The organism is Mesorhizobium sp. M0208 (assembly GCF_040322015.1).
GTDB lineage: Bacteria > Pseudomonadota > Alphaproteobacteria > Rhizobiales > Rhizobiaceae > Mesorhizobium.
The window spans coordinates 128,740-149,904 of sequence record NZ_JAMYSP010000007.1 but is presented as its reverse complement, the minus strand read 5'-3'; the positions used below and the strand labels follow the sequence as shown (position 1 = coordinate 149,904).

Annotated in this window: 19 protein-coding genes; 13 read left to right on the top strand and 6 right to left on the bottom strand. The window is 62.3% G+C overall.

All coding sequences use genetic code 11. The annotated features are described in order from the left end of the window. Window positions 1-70 precede the first annotated feature (70 nt). From NKJ17_RS10175 to NKJ17_RS10160, 4 genes are read left to right on the top strand one after another with little or no spacing between them, the layout of a single operon-like run. Window positions 71-1,108, top strand: a complete 1,038-nt coding sequence (locus NKJ17_RS10175) for an ABC transporter ATP-binding protein (protein WP_352688195.1) — start codon at window positions 71-73, stop codon at window positions 1,106-1,108. After that, window positions 1,105-1,992: an ABC transporter permease gene (locus NKJ17_RS10170; RefSeq protein ID WP_352505785.1), complete on the top strand. Its 888-nt coding sequence runs from the start codon at window positions 1,105-1,107 to the stop codon at window positions 1,990-1,992. Before NKJ17_RS10175 ends, NKJ17_RS10170 begins: the two co-directional genes overlap by 4 nt. Continuing rightward, window positions 1,985-2,776: an ABC transporter permease gene (locus NKJ17_RS10165; protein ID WP_352505784.1), complete on the top strand. Its 792-nt coding sequence runs from the start codon at window positions 1,985-1,987 to the stop codon at window positions 2,774-2,776. The genes NKJ17_RS10170 and NKJ17_RS10165 overlap by 8 nt, the downstream gene beginning before the upstream one ends. A 14-nt stretch (window positions 2,777-2,790) precedes the next feature. Beyond that, window positions 2,791-3,711 (top strand): phosphorylase family protein, encoded by a 921-nt coding sequence (locus NKJ17_RS10160; protein WP_352505783.1) that lies wholly within the window; start codon window positions 2,791-2,793, stop codon window positions 3,709-3,711. A gap of 127 nt (window positions 3,712-3,838) precedes the next feature. On the opposite strand, the gene NKJ17_RS10155 is transcribed toward NKJ17_RS10160, so the two are convergent. The 5 genes from NKJ17_RS10155 to NKJ17_RS10135 all read right to left on the bottom strand — a co-directional run bounded on the left by NKJ17_RS10155 (window position 3,839) and on the right by NKJ17_RS10135 (window position 8,420). After that, window positions 3,839-4,111 (bottom strand): colicin immunity domain-containing protein, encoded by a 273-nt coding sequence (locus tag NKJ17_RS10155; RefSeq protein ID WP_352505782.1) that lies wholly within the window; start codon window positions 4,109-4,111, stop codon window positions 3,839-3,841. Between the two features lie 130 nt (window positions 4,112-4,241). Next, entirely contained in the window at window positions 4,242-4,364 is a 123-nt protein-coding gene (locus tag NKJ17_RS10150) for a hypothetical protein (RefSeq protein ID WP_352505781.1), read from the bottom strand. 226 nt (window positions 4,365-4,590) lie between these two features. Further along, window positions 4,591-5,616 carry an aldose epimerase family protein gene (locus NKJ17_RS10145; protein WP_352505780.1) on the bottom strand — a complete coding sequence of 342 codons (1,026 nt, stop codon included), beginning with the start codon at window positions 5,614-5,616 and terminating at the stop codon, window positions 4,591-4,593. An 80-nt stretch (window positions 5,617-5,696) separates the two neighbouring features. Then, window positions 5,697-7,154: an NAD-dependent succinate-semialdehyde dehydrogenase gene (locus NKJ17_RS10140; RefSeq protein WP_352505779.1), complete on the bottom strand. Its 1,458-nt coding sequence runs from the start codon at window positions 7,152-7,154 to the stop codon at window positions 5,697-5,699. 315 nt (window positions 7,155-7,469) lie between these two features. Continuing rightward, entirely contained in the window at window positions 7,470-8,420 is a 951-nt protein-coding gene (locus tag NKJ17_RS10135; protein WP_352505778.1) for an AEC family transporter, read from the bottom strand. Between the two features lie 149 nt (window positions 8,421-8,569). Between NKJ17_RS10135 and NKJ17_RS10130 the strand changes: the two genes are divergently transcribed. From NKJ17_RS10130 to NKJ17_RS10100, 7 genes are all read left to right on the top strand, one after another. Continuing rightward, the gene (locus NKJ17_RS10130) at window positions 8,570-11,581 is read left to right on the top strand and encodes a caspase family protein (RefSeq protein WP_352505777.1); all 3,012 of its coding nucleotides are present in this window, start codon (window positions 8,570-8,572) and stop codon (window positions 11,579-11,581) included. A gap of 106 nt (window positions 11,582-11,687) precedes the next feature. Continuing rightward, the gene (locus NKJ17_RS10125; protein WP_352454578.1) at window positions 11,688-12,236 is read left to right on the top strand and encodes a histidine phosphatase family protein; all 549 of its coding nucleotides are present in this window, start codon (window positions 11,688-11,690) and stop codon (window positions 12,234-12,236) included. 213 nt (window positions 12,237-12,449) lie between these two features. Next, entirely contained in the window at window positions 12,450-12,734 is a 285-nt protein-coding gene (locus NKJ17_RS10120) for an acyl carrier protein (protein WP_023676462.1), read from the top strand. Window positions 12,735-12,773: 39 nt separating this feature from the next. Further along, a complete protein-coding gene (locus NKJ17_RS10115) occupies window positions 12,774-13,961 on the top strand; it encodes a beta-ketoacyl-ACP synthase (protein WP_352505776.1) in 1,188 nt (395 codons plus the stop codon). Window positions 13,962-14,036: 75 nt separating this feature from the next. Beyond that, window positions 14,037-15,326: a beta-ketoacyl-ACP synthase gene (locus tag NKJ17_RS10110; RefSeq protein ID WP_352505775.1), complete on the top strand. Its 1,290-nt coding sequence runs from the start codon at window positions 14,037-14,039 to the stop codon at window positions 15,324-15,326. Between the two features lie 36 nt (window positions 15,327-15,362). After that, window positions 15,363-16,391: a zinc-binding dehydrogenase gene (locus NKJ17_RS10105; RefSeq protein WP_352505774.1), complete on the top strand. Its 1,029-nt coding sequence runs from the start codon at window positions 15,363-15,365 to the stop codon at window positions 16,389-16,391. Window positions 16,392-16,393: 2 nt separating this feature from the next. Further along, a complete protein-coding gene (locus tag NKJ17_RS10100) occupies window positions 16,394-17,386 on the top strand; it encodes a lipid A biosynthesis lauroyl acyltransferase (protein ID WP_352688190.1) in 993 nt (330 codons plus the stop codon). A gap of 150 nt (window positions 17,387-17,536) precedes the next feature. Here the strand turns inward: NKJ17_RS10100 and NKJ17_RS10095 are convergent, their stop codons facing one another. After that, window positions 17,537-17,965 carry a L,D-transpeptidase gene (locus tag NKJ17_RS10095; RefSeq protein WP_254818202.1) on the bottom strand — a complete coding sequence of 143 codons (429 nt, stop codon included), beginning with the start codon at window positions 17,963-17,965 and terminating at the stop codon, window positions 17,537-17,539. Window positions 17,966-18,187: 222 nt separating this feature from the next. On the opposite strand from NKJ17_RS10095, the gene NKJ17_RS10090 reads away from it, so the two are divergent. Both NKJ17_RS10090 and NKJ17_RS10085 read left to right on the top strand, forming a co-directional pair. Beyond that, entirely contained in the window at window positions 18,188-19,477 is a 1,290-nt protein-coding gene (locus tag NKJ17_RS10090; protein ID WP_352688188.1) for an acetylornithine deacetylase/succinyl-diaminopimelate desuccinylase family protein, read from the top strand. A gap of 130 nt (window positions 19,478-19,607) precedes the next feature. Further along, window positions 19,608-21,086, top strand: coding sequence for an ABC transporter substrate-binding protein (locus NKJ17_RS10085; RefSeq protein ID WP_352688186.1), 1,479 nt, complete (start codon window positions 19,608-19,610; stop codon window positions 21,084-21,086). Window positions 21,087-21,165: the final 79 nt, after the last annotated feature.

The following is a 21,165-nucleotide window of genomic DNA, read 5'->3' as shown; positions in this document are numbered from 1 at the left end:
GAAAACAAGAACCTAAAGCGCGTCGCGTGAAGCCGGTCGAACGCGACGCGCTTTAAGGCTGGAGCACATCATGAAGTCGCTCGCGATCACCATCGAAAGCGTGCACAAGGCTTATGGGTCCTACGTCGCACTGGATGATGTTTCGCTCGACATTCAGGCTGGCGAATTCCTCACGCTGCTAGGGCCATCGGGATCGGGCAAGACCACGTTACTCATGGCTCTGGCCGGTTTTGTCCGGCCGGATTCCGGTAAACTTTTCTTGGGCGATCGAGACATCACCCGCCTGCCGCCCAACAAACGAGACATCGGCATAGTATTCCAGAATTACGCCTTGTTTCCCCACATGAATGTCCTGGCGAACGTCGCGTATCCGCTGGTGCTGCGCAAGGTACCGAGAGCGGAGGCGCGTCAGCGGGCGCTTGATACCTTGGCCCGCGTGAAGCTGGATGGTCTGGCGGAGCGCAATATTGCCGCACTATCCGGCGGCCAACGTCAACGGGTGGCATTGGCGCGGGCTATCGTCTTCGAACCGCGCGTGATGTTGATGGACGAGCCGCTGTCGGCGCTCGACAAGAACCTGCGCGAGACCATGCAGTATGAGATCCGGCGTCTGCATGATCATCTACGGATCACCACGATCTATGTAACCCACGACCAGCGCGAAGCGCTGATTACGTCTGACCGGATTGCGGTGATGAATTCTGGCCGCATCCAGCAGATAGATACGCCGCAGCGGATTTATGATCGTCCATCGACCCGCTTCGTCGCGGAGTTCATGGGCGAGGCCAACATTGTGGCCCCGGGCTCAGCGCGCAGAATCGACGGCGCCGAAGCATCACGCGAAACTCTGATGATCCGCGCCGAAAGCTTCCATCTTGATGCGAAGCTCGTCGGGGGAGACGGAGTGGCTCTCGAAGGAATACTGCGCGCCAAAGCGTTCCGCGGCGAGAACTGGCTTTTGACGCTGGCGCTTGACGGCGGGCAAGAGGTTCTTGTCTGCATTCCGGCAGCGCTGGCCGGCGGCTGCGCCGAGCTTGCCGCCGGTCAGCGGATGACCGCATATGCACCGGCAGCGAAGGTTCACGCGATACCGGGAGCGATGGCGTGACCGTCGTCCGGGACCCGGCGCTCGCGGCGGATGCGCGGCGCGAGCGGCGGTTTTTTCTTTCACTTTCGCTCCCGGCGCTGTTCATCGTTGGACTGGCGGCGATACTGCCCATCCTTTGGATCATCCGGCAATCCTTCCTGACCACCGGGGGTGAGTACACCGTCGGCAACTACGAGAAGGTCCTTTCGAGCGGACTGACGTGGTCGGCGCTCGTCACGACCCTCGAACTGTCCTTGGGTACGGTGGCGGCCTGCATTCTCCTCGGCACTCCTCTGGCGCTGGCTCTGGCCAGCGTCAGACCAAGGCTGGCCAACGTGCTCATGGCGTTCGTCATGCTGCCGCTGTGGACCTCTATTCTGGTGCGTACCTATGGTTGGCTCGTGCTCTTGCGGCGCGACGGCCTGATCAACGCGGCTTTGACCGGTTCAGGCCTGACGGCGGAGCCATTGCCGCTGGTCTACAACTTCACGGGAACGCTCATCGGCATGGTGCACTACATGCTGCCACTTTTTCTGCTGCCTGTTTATGCTGCGATGCGCGATATCGACCCAAATCTCATTCGCGCGGCTGCGAGCATGGGAGCCACTCTCAGGCAGGTCATCCGCACAGTCATTATGCCGCTTTCGGCGGGCGGCATCTTCTCGGGTTCGATCATCGTCCTCATCTACGCCATAGGTTTTTTCATCACGCCGGCGGTGCTTGGCGGCGGCAAGGTAAATCCGCTCTCTACCCGGATCGAGCGTACACTATCGACCTTTCAGGACTGGGGGTCGGCAAGCGTCCTGGGCATTCTGCTCCTCGTTCTTATGTCGCTGATCGGTGTGATGTTGCTGGCGGCACGCCGTATGGTGGCCCAGAACACCGTGGAAGCCTCCCATGCTTGAAGCCTATCCGCAAAACAGGCTCGCCCGCATTTTGCTCTGGAGCTTTGCCGCTCTTGTCATGGCATTTCTGATGCTGCCGACGCTCGTGGTGGTGCCGCTTTCCTTTTCGGCGTCGAATCTCCTCGAGTTTCCGCCGCACGCCTACTCGTTGCGCTGGTACGAGAACTTCTTCGGCTCGGCAACGTGGATGGCCGCGCTCAGAACGAGTTTGATCCTTGGGACGTTGACGGCGTTGATCGCGGTACCCTTCGCGCTGCTCGCCTGCATTTCAATGAATCGGCTGGGCGGAAAGACCGCTACGGCCATCCAGAGCGTCCTGCTGACCCCCTCGATCACCCCAGGTATCCTGCTTGCGATCGGTCTCTTCTTTGTGTTGGCCGCACAACATCTGATCGGAACGCTATTCGGTGTGCTGGTCGGACATGTGGTGCTGGCCGTTCCGGTCGCCTGCATTGTGTTGCTACCCGCTCTCGCCCGCTTTGACTGGAACCAGGTTCAGGCGGCGCGCAGCCTCGGTGCAAACTGGGCCAGGTCCATTGGCGGAATCATCGTTCCGCAACTTCGGATCAGCTTGCTGTCAGCGACATTGATGGCGTTCCTGACTTCGCTCGACGAGTCGGTGATTTCGATCTTCATCGCAAGTGGTCGCAATAGCACGATGCCGAAGCTTATGTTCCTGTCGCTGCGCGATCAGATCGATCCGACCATTGCGGCGATCTCGACATTGTGGACCGTCATCGTCGTGGCCGTGGTCCTGATTGTGACCCTTCGCCAAAAATCCTGACCGAGACTGGAAACATGCCCACCAATTACCATGCAGCCGACGATCTGACGGATCATTCGACGGACATCCCTCAGGTAGGGTTGGCCATCATCACCGGGTCGGCAAACTGGGGGCTTGCCTTCCCGGAAGATGTCGAATTCGATGGTGTGCGTACCTTGCGGCGCGACATGAGTTTTGAAACGCCTTTCGGTCGTACCGACAACTGGAAGCTGCTCGAGTTCGACGCGTCGATTACTGCCGACGGGAGAGCAAAGCGCGCTCTGTGCATGTATTCGCACGGCAATCCCCGCGACCATATTGACCATTCCTGTCATCGCCGCGCGTTCTGGGTATTGATGCGGGCGGGTGTACGGCAAGTTCTCGCCTGCTCGACGGTTGGCGCCGTCAACAAGGCGATCCAGCCGGGCGACATGGTGGTGACCGCCGACATCATCGAACTGACGCAGACCCCGTTTTCACTGTTGCCTGACCGCCAGAGCTTTGACTGTTCGGGCAAGCAAATCGTGTGTCCAAGATGTGCGGCGGTTCTGGTCGAAACGGCCCGCCGTCATTGGCCAGCCGAATGCCGCGTTTATGGCATCGAACAGCAGTTGGTGGCTGCCCACTGTTATGGGCCCCGGCTGACAACGCCAGCCGAAGCCTTGGCGTATCGGGGCATGGGGGCGGATGTACTCAACCATTCCATCGCCCCTGAGGCGACCTTGTCGCGCGAGATCGGCGCGTGTTTCGTGCCTTGCGCGTTCGTGACGGCGGGCTTCAACGACTATATGGATCGCAATCGCCAGAAATTGCTGCAGGAGGACGTGCTGCCCAATCTCTCAATGACAGCCTCGCGGGTCGCGCTGGAGACCGCCGCGCGACTTCCTGCTGATCCGGCATGCTCCTGTCAGGGCTTGAAGTCGCCTCAGCCGAAAGAACGCTCCAGCCGGTTCTGAGATACCCGCCAGATGGCTGAAGCTCTGCCGCAGACTAGGGATCTCGAGAGTTGTGTGCGTCAAGCTCTGCAAAAATGGCGTTGCATTCAGCGATGACGTTGGCGTGTCCGCCGGGCAGCCGGTAAGCCTATGGGAGCCGGTCTAGGGCCTCCGCAACTTTTACTCTCAGTTGCGCTTCGTCAAGATAGAATCTAGGATTCTCTCTAATCAAGCTGATATCGGAAGTATATGAGTCAATGCCAGCAAAGATCTCATCTATCACCTTAAACTCCTGCTCTGGGATGGCTCGCGTCTCATTCTTAAATTTCTTTAAGTAAATTTCTACCAACTTAGGAGCATCTATTTCCCCTGCGAGAAAAGTTTCAACCAACGCACGGTATTCGCCAGATACGCTGCTCATTGTTCGCCTCCCAGTTTTCCGGTCGTCAAGACATATTCTAACTGCTTGGGACTGAGCTTCCATCAAGACAGGAGATTTCCTGAACTATCGCGAATGACATTCAAGCCGGTTTGCGGGTCGACGAAGTGCGTTACTGATTGCTCTTGGTAAGTTCCTGGATGGCCTGCGTCATCTCGGCCTCCAAAGCCTCCTGCACCACAATCTGCAAGACCTTGCGAAAGCCGTCCTCATCCGACGACAGCAACGCTTTCAACTCGCCCTCTGCTCAGCCTATTTCTCGACTGGTCATGGCACTCCCCTTCCACGGGAATCGGTGGTCGAAACGTCACCAGCGTGCCATGGCAGCCCGTTGCCTCAGGCCAAGAGCTGTTCTCTCTCCAGAGCTTTTGCAGAACCTTCAGGACACTATCATCCCGAGGCGCTACGTTGGGCATGTTCGCGACGCTCGAGTCGTACGCTTCGGCAGCGGCAGTCCAACCCTAAGGCAGCCTGAACCGGTATTCCGTCACGTGATGGTAGATCTGCCCGGGCCACAGTGTGGCTTGCGGGAAATACGGCCGGTTCGGCGCATCCGGCCAGATTTGCGGCTCCAGGCAGAAGCCCGAAAAGGCCTTGTATTCACGCCCACCCAATCCAGGCGAAGACGGCGCCAGATACTGGCCGGTATAGAGCTGGACACCCGGCTCCGTGGTCCAGAGCTCCATCTCGACGCCGGAATTCGCGCCCTGCGCCCATGATGCCTGTTTCAGCGGCCCGCGCGTCGAGGCGAGGCAGAAATTCTGGTCATAGGGGAGCTGTTCGCCCTCGGTCTCCATGCGCAGCGGCCGCGCCTGGCGAAAGTCGAAAGGCGTGCCGTCGACCGGCTTGACCGTGCCTGTCGGGATCAGATCGGCGTCGACAGGAAGATAAGCGCCGGCATTCAGCATCAGCCGGTGGTCGAGAATGTCGCCGGCGCCGCCGTCATCCAGGTTGAAATAGGAATGCTGGGTGAGGTTGCAGAGCGTCGGCTCCTCGCAGGTGGCGGTCAGTTCGACGCTGAGCGTGCCGGGGATCTTCAGCCGGTAGGTGCAGGTCACGTCGAGCGCGCCGGGAAAGCCCATCGTGCCGTCGGGGTCGTGCAGGGTCAGCGTGACAAAATCCCTGCCATGCAGCGAAACCGCCCAGGCCCGGCGCGAAAAACCTTGCGAACCGCCATGCAGCGTGTGCTTTTCGAGGAAATTGCGCTCGGTCTGATAGCGTTTGCCGGCAAGCGTGAAGCGGCCGTCGCGGATACGGTTGGCATAGCGCCCGACGACGGTGCCGAAGAAGGCGGTGTCAGTCTCATAGTGCTCGAAACGATCATAGCCGAGCACCAGCGGCGCGTCGTGCCCGGCCAGACGCAGATCCTGGATGATCGCACCCAGCCCGATGATGTTGGCGGTGAGGCCGCCACCACGGATGGTGAAGCGGCGGACGGCCTCGCCCGCCTGCGTCGTGCCGAAAACCTCGCCGTCCTTCATTGCCATGCTCGCAAGTTCGCTGCTCGATGCCAGCCTGGCCTTTCGAAGCGGCCCAGGGTCGTTTTCGGTATTACCGCATCAGGCTTCTAGAGACCAAGTCCACCGATGCAGACATATTTGGTGTCGAGATAATCCTCGATGCCCTGATGGCCGCCTTCCTTGCCGAGGCCCGATTCCTTGACGCCGCCGAACGGCGCTTCAGGGGTGGTGATGAGCCCTTCATTGACGCCGACCATGCCGTATTTCAGCCCTTCCATGACCCGGAAGGCGCGGCCGAGATCGCCGGTGTAGAAGTAGCAGGCCAGGCCGAACTCGGTGTCGTTGGCGAGTGCTACGGCCTCTTCCTCGGTCTCGAACTTGAATACCGGTGCTACCGGGCCGAAGATTTCTTCCTTCATGAAGCGCATCTTCGGCGTCGCATTGGCGATCACTGTCGGCTGGAAGAACGAGCCGCCGAGCGCGTGGCGCTTGCCGCCGGCGACGACCTTGCCGCCTTTGGCAGTAGCGTCGGCAATCAGCTCCTCGACCTTCTCCACCGCCTTCTCATCGATTAGCGGTCCCTGCTGGACACCCTCCTCGAGGCCGGAACCGACCTTCAGCCCGTTGCTCGCAGCAGCCAGCTTTTCGACGAACTGGTCATAGATGCCGGCCTGCGCCAGGAAGCGGTTGGTGCAGACGCAGGTCTGGCCGGAATTGCGGTACTTGGCGGTGATGGCGCCGGCGACGGCCCGCTCGATGTCGGCGTCGTCGAAGACGATGAACGGCGCATTGCCGCCGAGCTCCATCGACACTTTCTTGACGGTCACCGACGACTTCTGGATCAGGATCTTGCCGACCTCCGTCGAGCCGGTGAAGGTGATCTTCTTGACCAGCGGGTTGGCACAGATCTCGTCGCCGATCTCACCGGCGGCGCCGGTCAGGATATTGATTACGCCTTTGGGGAAGCCGACTTCCTCGGCAAGCGCGCCCCAGGCAAGGCCGGAATAAGGCGTCTGCGACGCGGGCTTGACCACGGCGGTACAGCCGGCGGCAAGCGCCGGGCCAAGCTTGCGGGCCAACATCGAGGATGGGAAATTCCACGGCGTAATGGCGGCGATGACGCCGACCGGCTCCTTGGTCACCAGGATACGGCGGTCCGCCCAGGGCGACGGAACGACGTCGCCATAGGTGCGGCGGCCCTCTTCGGCGAACCACAATATGTAGGACGCGGCCGAGCCGATCTCGCCCTTCGATTCGAACAGCGACTTGCCCTGCTCGATGGTCAGCAGTTCGGCCAGCACGTCCTGATTGTCCATCATCGCGTCGTGCAGCTTGCGCAACAGCTTCGAGCGTTCGAGCGCGGTGGTCTTGCGCCATGTCTGGAAAGCAGCGTCGGCGGCTTCGATGGCGCGGCGGGTCTCGGCCTTGCCCGACTTCGGCACTGTGCCGATCTTGAGGCCGGTGGCAGGATTGTTGACGTCGATCGTCTGGCCTGAATCGGCCTGCACCCATTCGCCATTGATGAGATTGGCCTGCCGCATGAAATGGCTGGTTTTCTGAAGCATGATCTCGCCTCCGTTCGGCACCTGGCGGGCCGGTCGCTGATTTCGTGAATGGACGTGCGCGATAGCATCGCTAGAGCCACTGCTCTTAGCCCAGGGCAAGCCCCGCAAGCAATCACAAGATGGCATATAGGGTTTGGGCCAGCCAAAGCGAGAGCGATGCAGCCAAGGCTCCAGGGTATGTTGAGATTCAGGTCAGGCCGAGTCGAGAAGGGTGGGTTCCGAGAACCGGAACGGAGCGGACATTCGGGTCCGTGAGTACCGGAAGCGCAGGAAACCGCCATTCGCAGGCCGGCATCACCTGAATATCGACATACCCTACCCAAAAACATGGACGACCACCGTCAGCCAAAACGCAGTGGTCACGACAGCACAGGCGGTGGCGATGGTCATCTGGTTCGACGCCAGCGCCTGGCCGGTGTTGAACTGCACCGCGATGAGATAGGAATTGATGCCGGACGGCAACGCCGCAACCATCACCGCCACCTTGGCCGTCAATGGCGGCAGGCCGATCAGCCACACCAGGCCGAGAACCAGCGCCGGCATCAGGAACAGTTTCAGCGCCGACAGCGCCAGCGCCGGCCTTACATTGCCGGAGATGCCAAAGCGGCGCAGGCTGAGCCCCATGGCAAACAGCGCAACCGGGGCGGCCGTGCCGGCCAGCGCGTCGCTCAGCCGCGTCGCAAGCACCGGCAGCGGCGCACCGGTGAAGCGCCACGCCAGCCCGGCCAGTATGCCGATGATCAGCGGATTGATGATTACCCTCCTGAGAAAGCTCCTGACGACACGGACCGGATGCACAGGCTCGCTGCCGCCGCGGCCGAACATCTCGAACAGGATTATCGAGGCCATCATCATCACCGGCAGGTGAATGGAGACGAGCAGTGACAGCACTTCGAACCCGGCCGGCCCGAACACGCCGATGATGAAGGGCGCGCCGAGCAGGACGACGTTGGAGAAGGACGACGATACGCCGCCGACGACGCCGGCGCGGGCGTCCCGCCCGAAGATGCGCGTAACAACCAGATGGCCGGTGGCCCAGGTGAGCGCGACCGCCGCGAAATAAGCGCCCCACAGCGACCACGGCGCCACGCCGTGGAAATCGGCCTTTACCATGGTCTGGAACAGCAAAAGCGGCATTGCCACGTTGATGGCGAATTCGGATACGCCCTCGCCGCTCGCCGGCTTCAAATAGCCGGTCAACCCGGCAAGATAGCCGAGCCCGACGAGACTGAAGACGAAGAGGACGGTTTCGGTAAGCGGAGACATTTTTCCCGTGATAGGCGAGCCCTGAGCGCGGCGCAATCGCCCTTCCCTCGCGAATGTACCGGCCAACAATCCGGCCGCTCGGATCTTGCCCGAATTTGCTCATGGTTGGATGCCAGCGCTATACAGGGTTGTCGGGGGACACGCGGCGAATGGGCCTTGTCGGAAATCAGCACTTCTTCAAGCAGGCGTGGCTGACGGCTTTCGTCGGCGCCATGCTTTGCCTCGTGGTGACCTCGGCTCATGCCGCGGAGCCGGCGAGCCTCAAGGGTGTGGCGCTGATCGTCGGCCAGTCGAAATACCAGCACATAGCGGCTCTTCCCAACCCCGCCAACGACGCCCGCGACATCGCCAAGATGCTGACCGACCTCGGCTTCGACGCGCGCAGTGTAACCGACCGCGACACGGCAAAGCTGAAGCGCGACCTCGAGCGTTTCGCCGAGGATGCAGAGGACGCCGACGTCGCCTTGATCTACTATTCCGGCCACGGCATCGAGGCCGGCGGCGAAAACTATCTGGTGCCGGTCGACGCCGACGTTTCTTCATTGAAGGACGCCGATCAGGCCCTGGTGCCGATCTCCGCCGTCATGGACGAATTGAAGACGACCGTGCCGGTAACGATCATGTTGCTCGATGCCTGCCGCACCAACCCGTTTCCGGCGGATGCGGTGCTGCGCCGGGCGCCGACGGCCTCGGCCTCCCCGATCAGCGCCGGCGGATTGGAGCCGGTGCGCGGTGCCAGGGCACTGGCAAACGCGACCGCGACGGAAAATCTGGGAACGGTGATCGGCTTTGCCGCCGAGCCGGGGCGGCCGGCACTCGACGGCATCGTCGGCGAAAACAGCCCCTACGCAGCGGCACTTCTGCGCCACCTAGCGGCAATGAAGGGCACCGAGTTCGGCTCGGTCATGCGCATGGTGACCGAGGAGGTCTATCTCGACACCAAGGCAAGGCAGCGGCCATGGGTCAATGAAAGCCTGCGCCGGCTGCTCTATTTCGGCGTTGCACCGCAGGAGCCGACCGGCGACGACGACCTGATCACCGGCGAGCGGCGGCAATTGCTGCTGACGATCGCCGAGTTGCCGAACCCCAAGCGGGCACAGGTCGAACTGGCCTCGCTGCAGGACGGCGTGCCGCTCGACGCGCTTTATGGCGTGCTGAAGGCGCTCGGCACCGAAAAGATGCCGGAGGACCCCACCGACCTGCAAAAGCTGCTTGATGCGCAGGCCGAGCGCCTGAAGAAGATGATCTCCGAGCGCAACGCGCTGCGCACCGACGACCCCGAGATCAGCCGCCTCGTCGCCTCGGCCGACAAAGCGATCGGCCAGGGCGCCATCGTCACCGCGCGCAACTTCCTCGACCAGGCGGTGGGCCGGGTCGAGCAGGCCAGCGGCGTGGTCGATCGGGCAGAGGATCTGGTCAGGCAGAAGCGTCTTGCCGACGCGGCGATCTATGCCAGGCGCGCCGACGCTTCGGCGCTGGTCTTCGACTATCTGTCGGCCGCCAACGACTACGGCGAGGCCTTCTCGCTGGTCGAGAGATGGGACGACAGGCTGCGCTGGAACTACAAGAACCAGGAGGCGGAAGCGCTCAACGCGCATGGCAACGCCACCGGCGACAGGCAAGCGCTGCAGCACGCTATCGACGCCTACCGCGTCATCCTGAACTTCATCCCCAATGGCGAGCAGAACCGCGACTGGGCGATCACCCGCAACAACATGGCGGTGGTGCTGCAGACGATCGGCGAGCGCGAGCGCGAAACCGACCGGCTGGAAGAGGCAGCGAAAATCTTTCGCGATTCGCTTGCCGTGTTCGAGCGCGAGAAGGACGACATCAACTGGGCCGCGGCCCAGAACAACCTGGCCAATGTGCTGTTGAAGATCGGCGAACGCGAGAGCGACCCGAAACGCCTGAATGAGGCGGTGGTGGCGATGCGCGCCACGCTGGAGAAGCGGCCCCGCGACAAAGTCCCGCTGGACTGGGCCGCCTCGCAAAGCAACCTTGGCCTTGCGCTTTACGCGCTTTCGGAGCGCGAACCGGACGGCGAGCGCCTGACCGAGGCCGAGGCCGCCTACCGGCTGGCGCTTGAAGAATACACGCGCGAAAAGGCGCCCGTTCAGTGGGCGATGGTCCAGAACAATCTCGGCAACACGCTGGTGTCTCTCGGCACGCAACGCAACGACAAGGCAAAAATCGACGAGGCAGCCGCGGCATTCCGCGCCGCGCTCGAAATCCGCACACGCGACACCTTCCCGCTCTCCTGGGCGAGCAGCCGTCTCAATCTGGGTAACGCGCTGAGCAGTGCTGCCCGTTTCGATCTCGGCACCGGCCTGCTCGAAGAGGCGGCTGCCGCCTATGGCGACGCGCTGACCATATTCACACGCCAACGTTTTCCGACGGATTGGGCTTCGGCGGAGAACAATCTCGGCTCGATCTACCAGACGCTCGGCCAGCGCACGCGCGATCCTGCCAGGCTTGAGCAATCGGCGGCCGCATACCGGGCGGCACGGCGCGTCTACACCAAGAAGGAGTTTCCGCTCGACTGGGCGATGACCCACTACAATCTCGGCAACACGCTGCAACTGCTCGGCGGCGTGACCGACAAGCCGGTGCATTACGAGGAGGCGATCGAGGCCTATCGCGATGCACTTCGCGAATACAAGCGCGAGACGACGCCGCGGCAATGGGCACTGGCGCAGGCCGGTCTAGGCTCGGCGCTGCAATGGCTGAGCATGAGCGAGGCCGATCCCCGCAAACTGGCCGCTTCGATCGCCGCGCGCCGGGCAGCGCTGGAGGTGCTGACCTTCGAGACCTCGCCCGTCGACTGGGCGAACGCGCAGAACGGCATCGGCATGAGCCTGATCAATCTAGGCAATCTCGAACGCACCGGCAAATATCTGGACGAAGCCGAAGCCGCCTTCGAGGCAACGCTCAAGGTCTTCACCCGCGAAAGCCAGCCGATGCAATGGGCCTTCGAGCAGAACAATCTCGGCGACGTCCACTGGAACCGCGGCAGCTATGGCGGTGGCAATGCCGAATACCAAAAGGCGATCGAATTCTTCGAGAACGCCAAGCAGGGCTTTACCGATGCTGGCTATACACTCCCCATCCCGCTGACCGACCGCAAGATCGATCTGGTGAAGAAGCAGATAGCGAAGAAATAGGCGTCTCGGCCGCAGGTTGCACTCGGCTTGTCTTTCAGCCGGCTTTGCCGTCCCTATATGCCGGTCACCGGGGACCTGCCTGCCGGTCACCCGAAAAGGATGTCTGATGCTTCGATTTGTGCTGGCGCTGCTGTTGCTTGCCGTTTCCGCCACAGCCCATGCGACGGAAGCCGGCTGGGCGCTGCTGCGCGACGGCGGGCATGTGGTGCTGCTTCGCCATGCCATGGTCACCGGCACCACCGATGCGGCCAATTTCGACCTCGGCAAATGCGCCACCCAGGTCAATCTCTCTGAGCGCGGCAAGCAACAGGCGCGCAAGATCGGCGCGCTGTTTGGCGCCCGCGCGGCACCGGTCGAGCGCGTGCTGTCCAGCCGCTATTGCCGCTGCCTCGAAACCGCGCGCATAGCTTTCGAAAGCGAACCGGAGCCGTTCGCACCGCTTGACCTGCTGAAGACCGACGAAAAGGAGAAGGCCGCTCAGATCGCTGCGATCCTGGCAGAGATCCGCGGCTATTCCGGCTCCGACAATCTGGTCATGGTCACGCATCTCGAAGACATCAAGGAATTGACCGGCATCTCGCCGCGCGAAGGCGAAGCCGTGGTCGTCGAGCCGCAAGGCGACGGATTGCGCGTGCTCGGCCGCGTTACCTTCTGACCGGGCCGGTCGCTCCTCGCGTCGAGCGAGATAGGTGTTGCCGAAATGCCACTGCCACGAGAAGCCGTGGTTGGATTCCGATCTCATCTTGCTCTGCCAGAACATCAATCCCATCTGCGCCCGGCGTATCAGGCCTTTTCCTGCCCGGAAAAACCGATTAGACAGCCCAAAACACATGCGGACAGATTCCGCCCGCAATCGAAGGAAAAGCCCTTGTCCACCACGTTCGACAAAGTCGCCAAGATCATCGCCGACACCAGCGAGATCGACATCGAGACGATCACGCCCGAAAGCCACACCATCGACGATCTCGGCATCGACAGCCTCGACTTCCTCGACATCGTCTTTGCCATTGACAAGGAATTCGGCATCAAGGTGCCATTGGAAAAGTGGACGCAGGAGGTCAATGACGGCAAGGCCTCGACCGACGACTATTTCGTCATGAAGAACCTGTGCGCCAAGATCGACGCGCTCGTCGCCGCCAAGAACGCCATCTAAGCACTGCGCTTGACGCGCCCTCACCCACAACAGCCGCCCATGAACCCCCGCGACGTCGTCATATCAGGCATCGGCCTTGTCTCGTCACTGGGCGAGGGTCCGGATGCGCATTGGCAAAAGCTCGTCCAGCCCCGCCTTGAACCGGTTCTGGAGGCCTCGCGCTTCTCGCCCTATACGGTCCACCCGCTGCCGGAGATCGACTGGAACCTGCAGATCGCCAAGCGTGGCGACCAGCGGCAGATGGAGACCTGGCAGAGGCTCGGCACCTATGCGGCCGGCCTTGCGCTCGACGATGCCGGCATCAAGGGCAATGACGAACTCTGCGCGACCATGGACATGGTGGTGGCCGCCGGCGGCGGCGAGCGCGACGAGGCGGTCGACGCGGCCATTCTCGCGGCATCGGAAAGCCGCAATGACCGCGACGTGCTGCTCAACGAGAAGCTTACCACGGAATTGCGCCCGACGCTGTTTCTGGCACAGCTCTCCAACCTGCTCGCCGGCAACATCTCGATCGTCCATAAGGTGACGGGATCATCGCGCACCTTCATGGGCGAGGAAGGTGCCGGCGTTGCCGCTGTCGAGACGGCGGCCGCGCGCATCCGCTCCGGCCAGTCGACGCATATACTGGTCGGCGGCGCTTTCCAGACCGAACACTCCGACATGCTGCTCGGCTATGAACTGGCCGGCTACCTGCATCGCGGTCCGTGGACGCCGGTCTGGCAAAGGCAAGGTGCCGAGGGCGGCGGCGTGGTGACCGGATCCGGCGGCGCGTTTCTCGTTCTGGAGCAGCGCGAGCATGCGGAAAGCCGTGGCCGGAAGATCTATGCGGAACTCGGCCCGATCCTGTCCGGCCGTGCCAAGCGCCGGCGGGGCGAACTCGACGGTGAGATCGCCGCGCTGCTGAAGCAGGCCGCATTGCCGAATGGCGAGCTGCTCGCGATCTCCGGCGCTTCGGGCGCCCATGCCGCGACCGCCGCCGAGAAATCGGCGCTCGACGCCAATCCGGCGATCGCCGCACGCGGCTTTTCGACGCTGACCGGCCACATGAAGGAAGCGCAGTTCCCCTTTGCCGTTGCGCTGGCGGTACTGGCTGTCGACCGCAAGGCCGCCTACCCTGTGTTCGACGCCACAGTCGAAAAACCGTTTGCCGGTGTCCCGAAGACCGTCCTTGCAACGGCGATCGGCTATCACCAATTCGAGGGTATGGCGCTGATCAAAGCCGCCTAGAGCATCGGACCGAAAAGTGTGACGCGGTTTTCGGGCGATGCGACGCTCCAAGAGAAACAGGTTTTTGGACAACAAATGGCCAATCTGAACGACCATATGGGCAGGCCGATCGTCGCGGTCACCGGCATCGGCGTGGTGACGTCGCTCGGTGTCGGCAAGGCCGACAATTGGGCGGCGCTGACATCGGGCAAATCCGGCATCCATCCGATCACCCGCTTCCCGGTCGATCATCTCAACACCCGCATCTCCGGCATGGTCGACTTCCTGCCGTCGAGCTCCAAGGGCGCCAGTCTCCTCACCTATGAGCTTGCCGAAACCGCCGCCCAGGAAGCGATGTCGGAGGCGGGCCTCGATGCCGGCGATTTCGGCGGACCGCTGTTCCTCGCTTCGCCGCCGGTCGAGCTCGACTGGAGCGAGCGCTTTTCGCTCTACAATTCCGACAAGCCCAATAATTCAGACAGGCACGATTCCGGCGCCGAAAGGCTGCTGCGGGTAGCGCGCGGCCTCAGAGAACTCGACATCTTCGAGACCACCCAGTTCGGCTCGATTGCCGACCGGCTTGCCGACCGTTTCGGCACGCGCGGCCTGCCGATTACGCTGTCGACCGCGTGCGCTTCGGGCGCCACCTCGATCCAGCTCGGCGTCGAGGCGATCCGCCGCGGCGAATGCGACAGGGCGCTGTCGATCGGCGCCGACGGCTCGGCGACCGCCGAGGCGCTGATCCGCTTCTCGCTTCTATCGGCGCTCTCCACCCATAACGACATCCCTGAAAAGGCCTCAAAACCCTTCTCCAAGGATCGCGACGGCTTCGTGCTCGCCGAAGGCTCGGGCGCCCTTGTGCTGGAATCGCTGGAGGCAGCACTTGCCCGCGGCGCCACCGTTCTCGGCATATTGCGCGGCTGCGGCGAAAAGGCCGACGACTTCCATCGCACCCGCTCTAAGCCGGACGGTTCGCCGGCGATCGCGGCGGTGCGCGCCGCTCTTGCCGATGCCGGCTTGAGCGAGGACGGGATCGATTATGTCAACGCCCATGGCACCTCGACGCCCGAAAACGACAAGATGGAGCATTTGTCGCTGTCGACGGTGTTCGGCGAGCGGATCTCGTCAATGCCGGTCTCGTCGAACAAGTCGATGATCGGCCATACCCTATCGGCTGCCGGTGCTGTCGAGGCAGCATTTTCGCTGATGACGATGCGCGAAAGCGTCATTCCGCCGACCATCAACTACGACAATCCCGACCCGGCGATCGTCCTCGACGTGGTGCCGAACACCAAGCGCAACGCCGAGGTCGGCACGGTCCTGTCGAACTCCTTCGGCTTCGGCGGCCAGAACACCTGCCTTGTCATGGCGCGGGAACCGGTCTAAGCGACCTTTTTCAGCCAGACTGAACCGACAGGCACCATGCGCGCATTGCAACTTATCGAGGACCGCCGCCTTGAAACGGTGGACCTGCCGCCCCCGCCGCAACCTGCGCTAGGCGAGGTGACGCTGCGCATCAAGGCCGTGGCGCTGAACCACATCGACGTCTGGGGCTGGCGCGGCATGGCTTTTGCCAAGCGCAAGCTGCCGCTGGTCGTCGGCGCCGAGGCCTCGGGCGAGGTCGAGGCGGTCGGCCCCGGCGTTTCCAGCCTTGTGCCCGGGCAATTGGTCTCGATCTATGGCGCCCGCACCTGCGGGCTTTGCCGCGCCTGCCGCGAAGGCCGCGACAATCTCTGCGAGCATGTTTCGGGCGTGCACGGCTTCCATCTCGACGGCTTTGCGCAGGAAAAGATCAACCTGCCGGCGCGCCTTCTGGTCCCAGTTCCGCCCGGCGTGAGCGAAATCGGCGCGGCGGTGGCGCCTGTCACCTTCGGCACGGTCGAGCACATGCTGTTCGACAATGCCCGGCTGCAGTCCGGCGAGACGATACTGGTCCATGCCGGCGGCTCCGGCATCGGCTCCGCCGCGATTCAGCTGGCCAAGAAGATGGGCTGCACGGTCATCACCACCGTCGGCTCGAACGACAAGATCGACAAGGCCAAGGCGCTCGGCGCCGACCACGTCATCAATTACCGCGACGACCGCTTCGAAGGCGTCGTGCGCAAGCTGACCAAGAAGAAGGGCGTCGACGTGGTGTTCGAGCATGTCGGCGCCGACACCTTTGCCGCCTCGATGCTGTGCCTCAAACGCGGCGGTCGGCTGGTCACCTGCGGCTCGACCTCGGGCGTGTCGACGCAGATCAATTTGATGCAGTTGTTCCAGCAGCAGCTGAAGCTGCTAGGCTCGTTCGGCTGCCGCATGGAAAACATGGCCGACGCCATGCAGAAGATGGCGGCGGGCCTGGTCGCGCCGGTGATCGACACCGAGGTCGGCTTCGACGGCATCGATGCGGCGCTGAAACGCATGGAAGGCCGCGACGTCTTCGGCAAGATCATCCTGCGCGTCGGCTGAGAATGATCGGCAACGCCTTCAAGAAGATCCGCAGGGACCTGGGATTCCGCTATGGCAGGCGGCTTCGCCAGTTCAATTACTGGCTGGTCGCGCGGGTCGCGATGATCATCATCTCCGCGCTGCGCCTGCTGCCGCCCGACAGCGCGCTCAATTTTGCCGACCGCGCCGCCCGCCGCATCGGCCCTTGGGTGGCGCGCCATCAGGTTGCGGTCGACAATCTGCGCCAGGCCTATCCGGAAAAAAGCGATGCCGAGATCGAAGCGATCGCTTCCGACATGTGGGGCAACATGGCCCGCCTGGCCGCCGAATACATTTTTCTCGATGCTTTGTTCGACTACGATCCCACTGCGACGAAGCCAGGCCGCGTCGAGGTCAAGGGCGTGGAGCATTTCGTGCGCATCGCGGGCGAGGACAAGCCGCATATCGTCTTCACCGGGCATCTCGGCAATTTCGAACTGCTGCCGGTGGCGGCGGCGACTTTCGGCATGAATATCACGGCGCTGTTTCGCCCGCCCAACAACCCTTACCTCGCCGACTACATCCTCTCGACCCGCCGCTCGAGCATGGGATCGCTGCTGCCGTCTTCGACCGGTGCCTCGTTCGCGCTTGCGGCCGTCCTGGAGAAGGGCGGCAATATCGGCGTGCTAGTCGACCAGAAATTCACCGGCGGGCTCGAGACGACATTCTTCGGCCGCCGCTGCGAGAGCAACCGGGTCCTCGGCACCCTGGCGCGGCACTACGATTGCGATGTCTACCCGGCGCGCTGCGTGCGCTTGCCGAACAATCGTTTCCGGCTCGAGATCGAGGACAAGCTCACCTTGCCGCGCACCGCCGGCGGCAGTGTCGACGTCCCCGCCACCACCCAGCTTCTCAACGACGTCGTCGAGCGCTGGGTGCGCGAAGACCCCGGCCAGTGGATGTGGTTCCACAAGCGCTGGGAGATCAGCAAGCGCAAAAAGCGTCGGCCGGTGACAATGCGCGACAAAGCCGCTTGAGCGGAAACCATAGCAAGCGTTTTCCGCTACTGACGTATTTTGTTCTTGCTTTGTGCCGGCAGCTATGCTACAAATTTAGTTATGGTGCTATTTGGCTCCGACGAACCCGCCGCTCCGGCGGGTTTTTTGTTGCGGGCCGGGGAGCAGACCCTAATTCGTCACGAGGATCCGCGTATTGCCGAAGCCGGCTTTGCGCACCATCGAATAGAATGCGGCCGCGTTGCTGGGGTGAAGGCGCACACAGCCATGCGATGCCGGGCGCCCCAATTGCCGGATCGCGCCGGTGCCGTGGATGGCATAGCCGCCGCGGAAGAACACCGAATAGGGCATCGGCGACATGTCGTATTTGCGCGAATACCACATCCGGGCCGTCCGCTGTGGACGATAGCTGCCGCGTGGCGTGATGTAGCCTTTGCGGGCGGTGGAAACGCTCCACCGGTAATACGACAGCCCGTATCTTACCGTCATCGTCTGTGAGGAAATATCGATGTTCGCGACCAGGCTGGCCGCACGACTCTCGAACGACGAACCGAACAGCATCGCTACTAATGCCGCTGCCATGAGAACAGTGTTTTTCATGCAATCAAACCCCTTTGATGCCCCTTGCCTGCCTGCCCTCACGCTGTTCCCCAGCGTTTTGATGGCAAGCCAGCGAGCTAACACTTACTCCCTGACGATTTCACCAATCCCAAGCAGCGAATTTGAACGATTTCCCGCAATAGTTGCCGTAACGACACGCAATCGCCTGGCAATTCGGCCATCGGGCTTGCAAAACCCCTCATCCGCTGCTCAATTCGCCGAATGAACGAACCGAACGAACGGCTCCTCAAGGCTATCGATGACCGAGCCGATGATCTGGTTGCACTGACTGCGGATCTGATCCGCTTTCCGACCATCAATCCGCCCGGCGAAGCCTATCGGCCATGTGCCGAATATATCGGCGCGCGGCTGAAGAAGCGTGGTTTTGAGATCGAATTCATCCGTGCCAAGGGCACGCCTGGCGACACTGACCGTTACCCGCGCGTCAACGTCGTCGCCCGCTTCGATGGCCGGGCGCCGGGTGCTTGCGTGCACTTCAATTCGCATATCGACGTCGTCGAGCCTGGCGACGGCTGGAGCCTCGATCCGTTCGCCGGCATCGTCAGGGACGGCAAGATCTATGGCCGCGGCGCTTGCGACATGAAAGGCGGGCTTGCCGCCTCGATCATCGCCGCTGAAGCCTTCATGGAGGTCTTTCCCGATTTTCCCGGCGCCATCGAGATTTCAGGCACGGTCGACGAGGAGTCCGGCGGCTTTGGCGGCGTCGCGCATCTGGCCAAGCTCGGCTATTTCTCCAGGCCGAAGGTCGACCACGTCATCATTCCCGAACCGCTCAACAAGGATCGCATCTGCCTTGGCCATCGCGGCGTCTGGTGGGCCGAGATCGAGACCAGGGGCGAGATCGCGCACGGCTCGATGCCGTTCCTCGGCGACAATGCGGTGCGCCATATGGGCGCCGTGCTGCGCGCCTTCGAGGACGAATTGTTTCCGGCGCTCGACCGCAAGATGACGCGCATGCCGGTCGTGCCCGAAGGCGCAAAACGCTCAACCATGAACATCAACTCGGTCCATGGCGGCCAGACGGAGGATTTCCGGCCCGGCCTGCCCTCGCCCAACGTGCCCGATTCCTGCCGGCTGACCATCGACCGCCGCTTCCTGCTCGAAGAGGATCTCGCTACGGTCAAGAGCGAGGTGACCGATATCCTCGAACGGCTGAAGCGCGAGCGCAAAAAGTTCGACTACGAAATCCGCGATCTGATGGAGGTGCTGCCGCTGATGACCGAGCGCGACGCGCCGGTGGTTAAGGCGGTCGCGCAAGGCATCATGGAGATATTCGACCGCGAACCGGATTACGTGATTTCGCCCGGCACTTACGACCAGAAGCACATCGCCCGTATCGGCCACATCTATGACTGCATCGCCTATGGCCCGGGCATCCTCGATCTCGCCCACCGGCCCGATGAATGGGTCGGCATTGCCGACATGCTGGACTCGGCAAAGGTGATGGCGATCGGCCTCGACGTTCTGCTGAGGGACGCCGGCCCGCGATGATCCGGCCATGGGCGAAAAAACATTCCTCCCGGCGACCGCCGACGGGACGAAACGCAATTTACTCGGCGGCGAATTCACGCTTCTATCCGGCCGGGTTTGAGCACGTGTTTTAGACATGGGGAGTTGCACGATGAAATTGTGGAAAACCGTTCTGGCCGCCGCGGCGCTGGCGTTGGCCGCCGGAACCTCGGCGATGGCCGCGCGCACCGACCTGGTCATCGGCATTACGCTCGAACCCCCGCATCTCGACCCGACCGCGGGTGCCGCCGCGGCAATCGACGAGGTACTCTATGCAAATGTCTTCGAGGGCCTGACCCGCATCGGCCCGAACGGCGAGGTGCTGCCCGATCTCGCCGAAAGCTGGAGCATTTCCGACGACGGCAAGGTCTACACTTTCAAGCTGCATACAGGCGTGAAATTCCATGACGGCAGCGACTTCAACGCCGACGACGTGAAATTCTCGCTCGATCGTGCCCGCGCCGACAATTCCGTCAACGCGCAAAAGAGCCTGTTCGCCGCCATCGACAAGGTCGAGGTCGTCGATCCCACGACGGTGAATGTCACGCTGAAGAACCCGCAAGGCTCGTTCCTCTACAATATGGGCTGGGGCGACGCGGTTATCGTCGCGCCTGAGACAGCCGACACCAACAAGGAAAAACCGATCGGCACCGGCCCGTTCAAATTCCAGAACTGGGCCAAGGGCTCGTCGATCACGCTGGTCAAGTCGGAAAATTACTGGGGCGCCCCGGTGTTCCTCGACAAGGCCGAGTTCCGCATCATTCCAGATGCCGCCGCCGCAGTTCCGGCGCTGCTTTCCGGCGACGTCCAGGCCTTTCCGTTCTTCGATCCTGACAGTGTCGCCCAGGTCAAGGACGACCCACGCTTCAAGGTGGTGATCGGCTCGACCGAGGGTGAAACCATCCTGTCGATCAACAACAAGAAGCCGCCCTTCGACAAGCTGCAGGTCAGGCAGGCGATTTCCTTTGCGGTCGATCGCAAGGCGATCATCGACGGCGCCTCGGCCGGCCTCGGCGTGCCGATCGGCTCGCACATGTCGCCCGCCAGCAAGGCCTATGTCGACCTCACCGGCCTCTACCCGCACAATGTGGAGAAAGCCAAGGAGTTGCTGAAGGAAGCCGGCCTGGAGAATGGCTTCAAGGCGACGCTGAAGCTGCCGCCGCCCTCCTATGCGCGGCTTGGTGGCGAGATCATCGCCTCGGAGCTTCGCGAAATCGGCATCGATCTCGAGATCATCCCGGTCGAATGGGCGCAATGGCTGGACCAGGTCTTCACCAAGAAGGATTACGACCTGACCATCGTTTCCCACACCGAGCCTAACGACATCGATATCTATTCGCGCAAGGACTATTACTTCAACTACGACAACCCGGCCTTCGACAAGATCATCGACGAGCTGAACCTTACCTCCGACGAGGCCAAGCGCATGACGCTGCTCGGCGAGGCGCAGAAGGTCCTGGCCGATGACGCCGTGGTCGGCTTCCTCTACGAATTGCCGAAGGTCGGCGTCTGGGACGCCAAACTGCAGGGCCTGTGGGAAAACGCCCCGATCCAGGCCAACGACCTGACCAAGGTGAAGTGGACGGATTGATCGCTGACAGAAAGGCGAAAGTTGCACTCCGTCACACCCCCCTCTGTCCTGCCGGACATCTCCCCCTCAAGGGGGGAGA

Bases quoted from the DNA above. Each gene is read 5' to 3' on its own strand.
- NKJ17_RS10160 (WP_352505783.1), top strand. From the start codon at position 2,791: ATGCCCACCAATTACCATGCAGCCGACGATCTGACGGATCATTCGACG.
- NKJ17_RS10130 (WP_352505777.1), top strand. From the start codon at position 8,570: ATGGGCCTTGTCGGAAATCAGCACTTCTTCAAGCAGGCGTGGCTGACG.
- NKJ17_RS10175 (WP_352688195.1), top strand. From the start codon at position 71: ATGAAGTCGCTCGCGATCACCATCGAAAGCGTGCACAAGGCTTATGGG.
- NKJ17_RS10095 (WP_254818202.1), bottom strand. From the start codon at position 17,965: ATGAAAAACACTGTTCTCATGGCAGCGGCATTAGTAGCGATGCTGTTC.
- NKJ17_RS10135 (WP_352505778.1), bottom strand. From the start codon at position 8,420: ATGTCTCCGCTTACCGAAACCGTCCTCTTCGTCTTCAGTCTCGTCGGG.
- NKJ17_RS10100 (WP_352688190.1), top strand. From the start codon at position 16,394: ATGATCGGCAACGCCTTCAAGAAGATCCGCAGGGACCTGGGATTCCGC.
- NKJ17_RS10140 (WP_352505779.1), bottom strand. From the start codon at position 7,154: ATGCTTCAGAAAACCAGCCATTTCATGCGGCAGGCCAATCTCATCAAT.
- NKJ17_RS10155 (WP_352505782.1), bottom strand. From the start codon at position 4,111: ATGAGCAGCGTATCTGGCGAATACCGTGCGTTGGTTGAAACTTTTCTC.
- NKJ17_RS10145 (WP_352505780.1), bottom strand. From the start codon at position 5,616: ATGGCAATGAAGGACGGCGAGGTTTTCGGCACGACGCAGGCGGGCGAG.
- NKJ17_RS10110 (WP_352505775.1), top strand. From the start codon at position 14,037: ATGGCCAATCTGAACGACCATATGGGCAGGCCGATCGTCGCGGTCACC.
- NKJ17_RS10115 (WP_352505776.1), top strand. From the start codon at position 12,774: ATGAACCCCCGCGACGTCGTCATATCAGGCATCGGCCTTGTCTCGTCA.
- NKJ17_RS10105 (WP_352505774.1), top strand. From the start codon at position 15,363: ATGCGCGCATTGCAACTTATCGAGGACCGCCGCCTTGAAACGGTGGAC.
- NKJ17_RS10090 (WP_352688188.1), top strand. From the start codon at position 18,188: ATGAACGAACCGAACGAACGGCTCCTCAAGGCTATCGATGACCGAGCC.
- NKJ17_RS10125 (WP_352454578.1), top strand. From the start codon at position 11,688: ATGCTTCGATTTGTGCTGGCGCTGCTGTTGCTTGCCGTTTCCGCCACA.
- NKJ17_RS10085 (WP_352688186.1), top strand. From the start codon at position 19,608: ATGAAATTGTGGAAAACCGTTCTGGCCGCCGCGGCGCTGGCGTTGGCC.
- NKJ17_RS10165 (WP_352505784.1), top strand. From the start codon at position 1,985: ATGCTTGAAGCCTATCCGCAAAACAGGCTCGCCCGCATTTTGCTCTGG.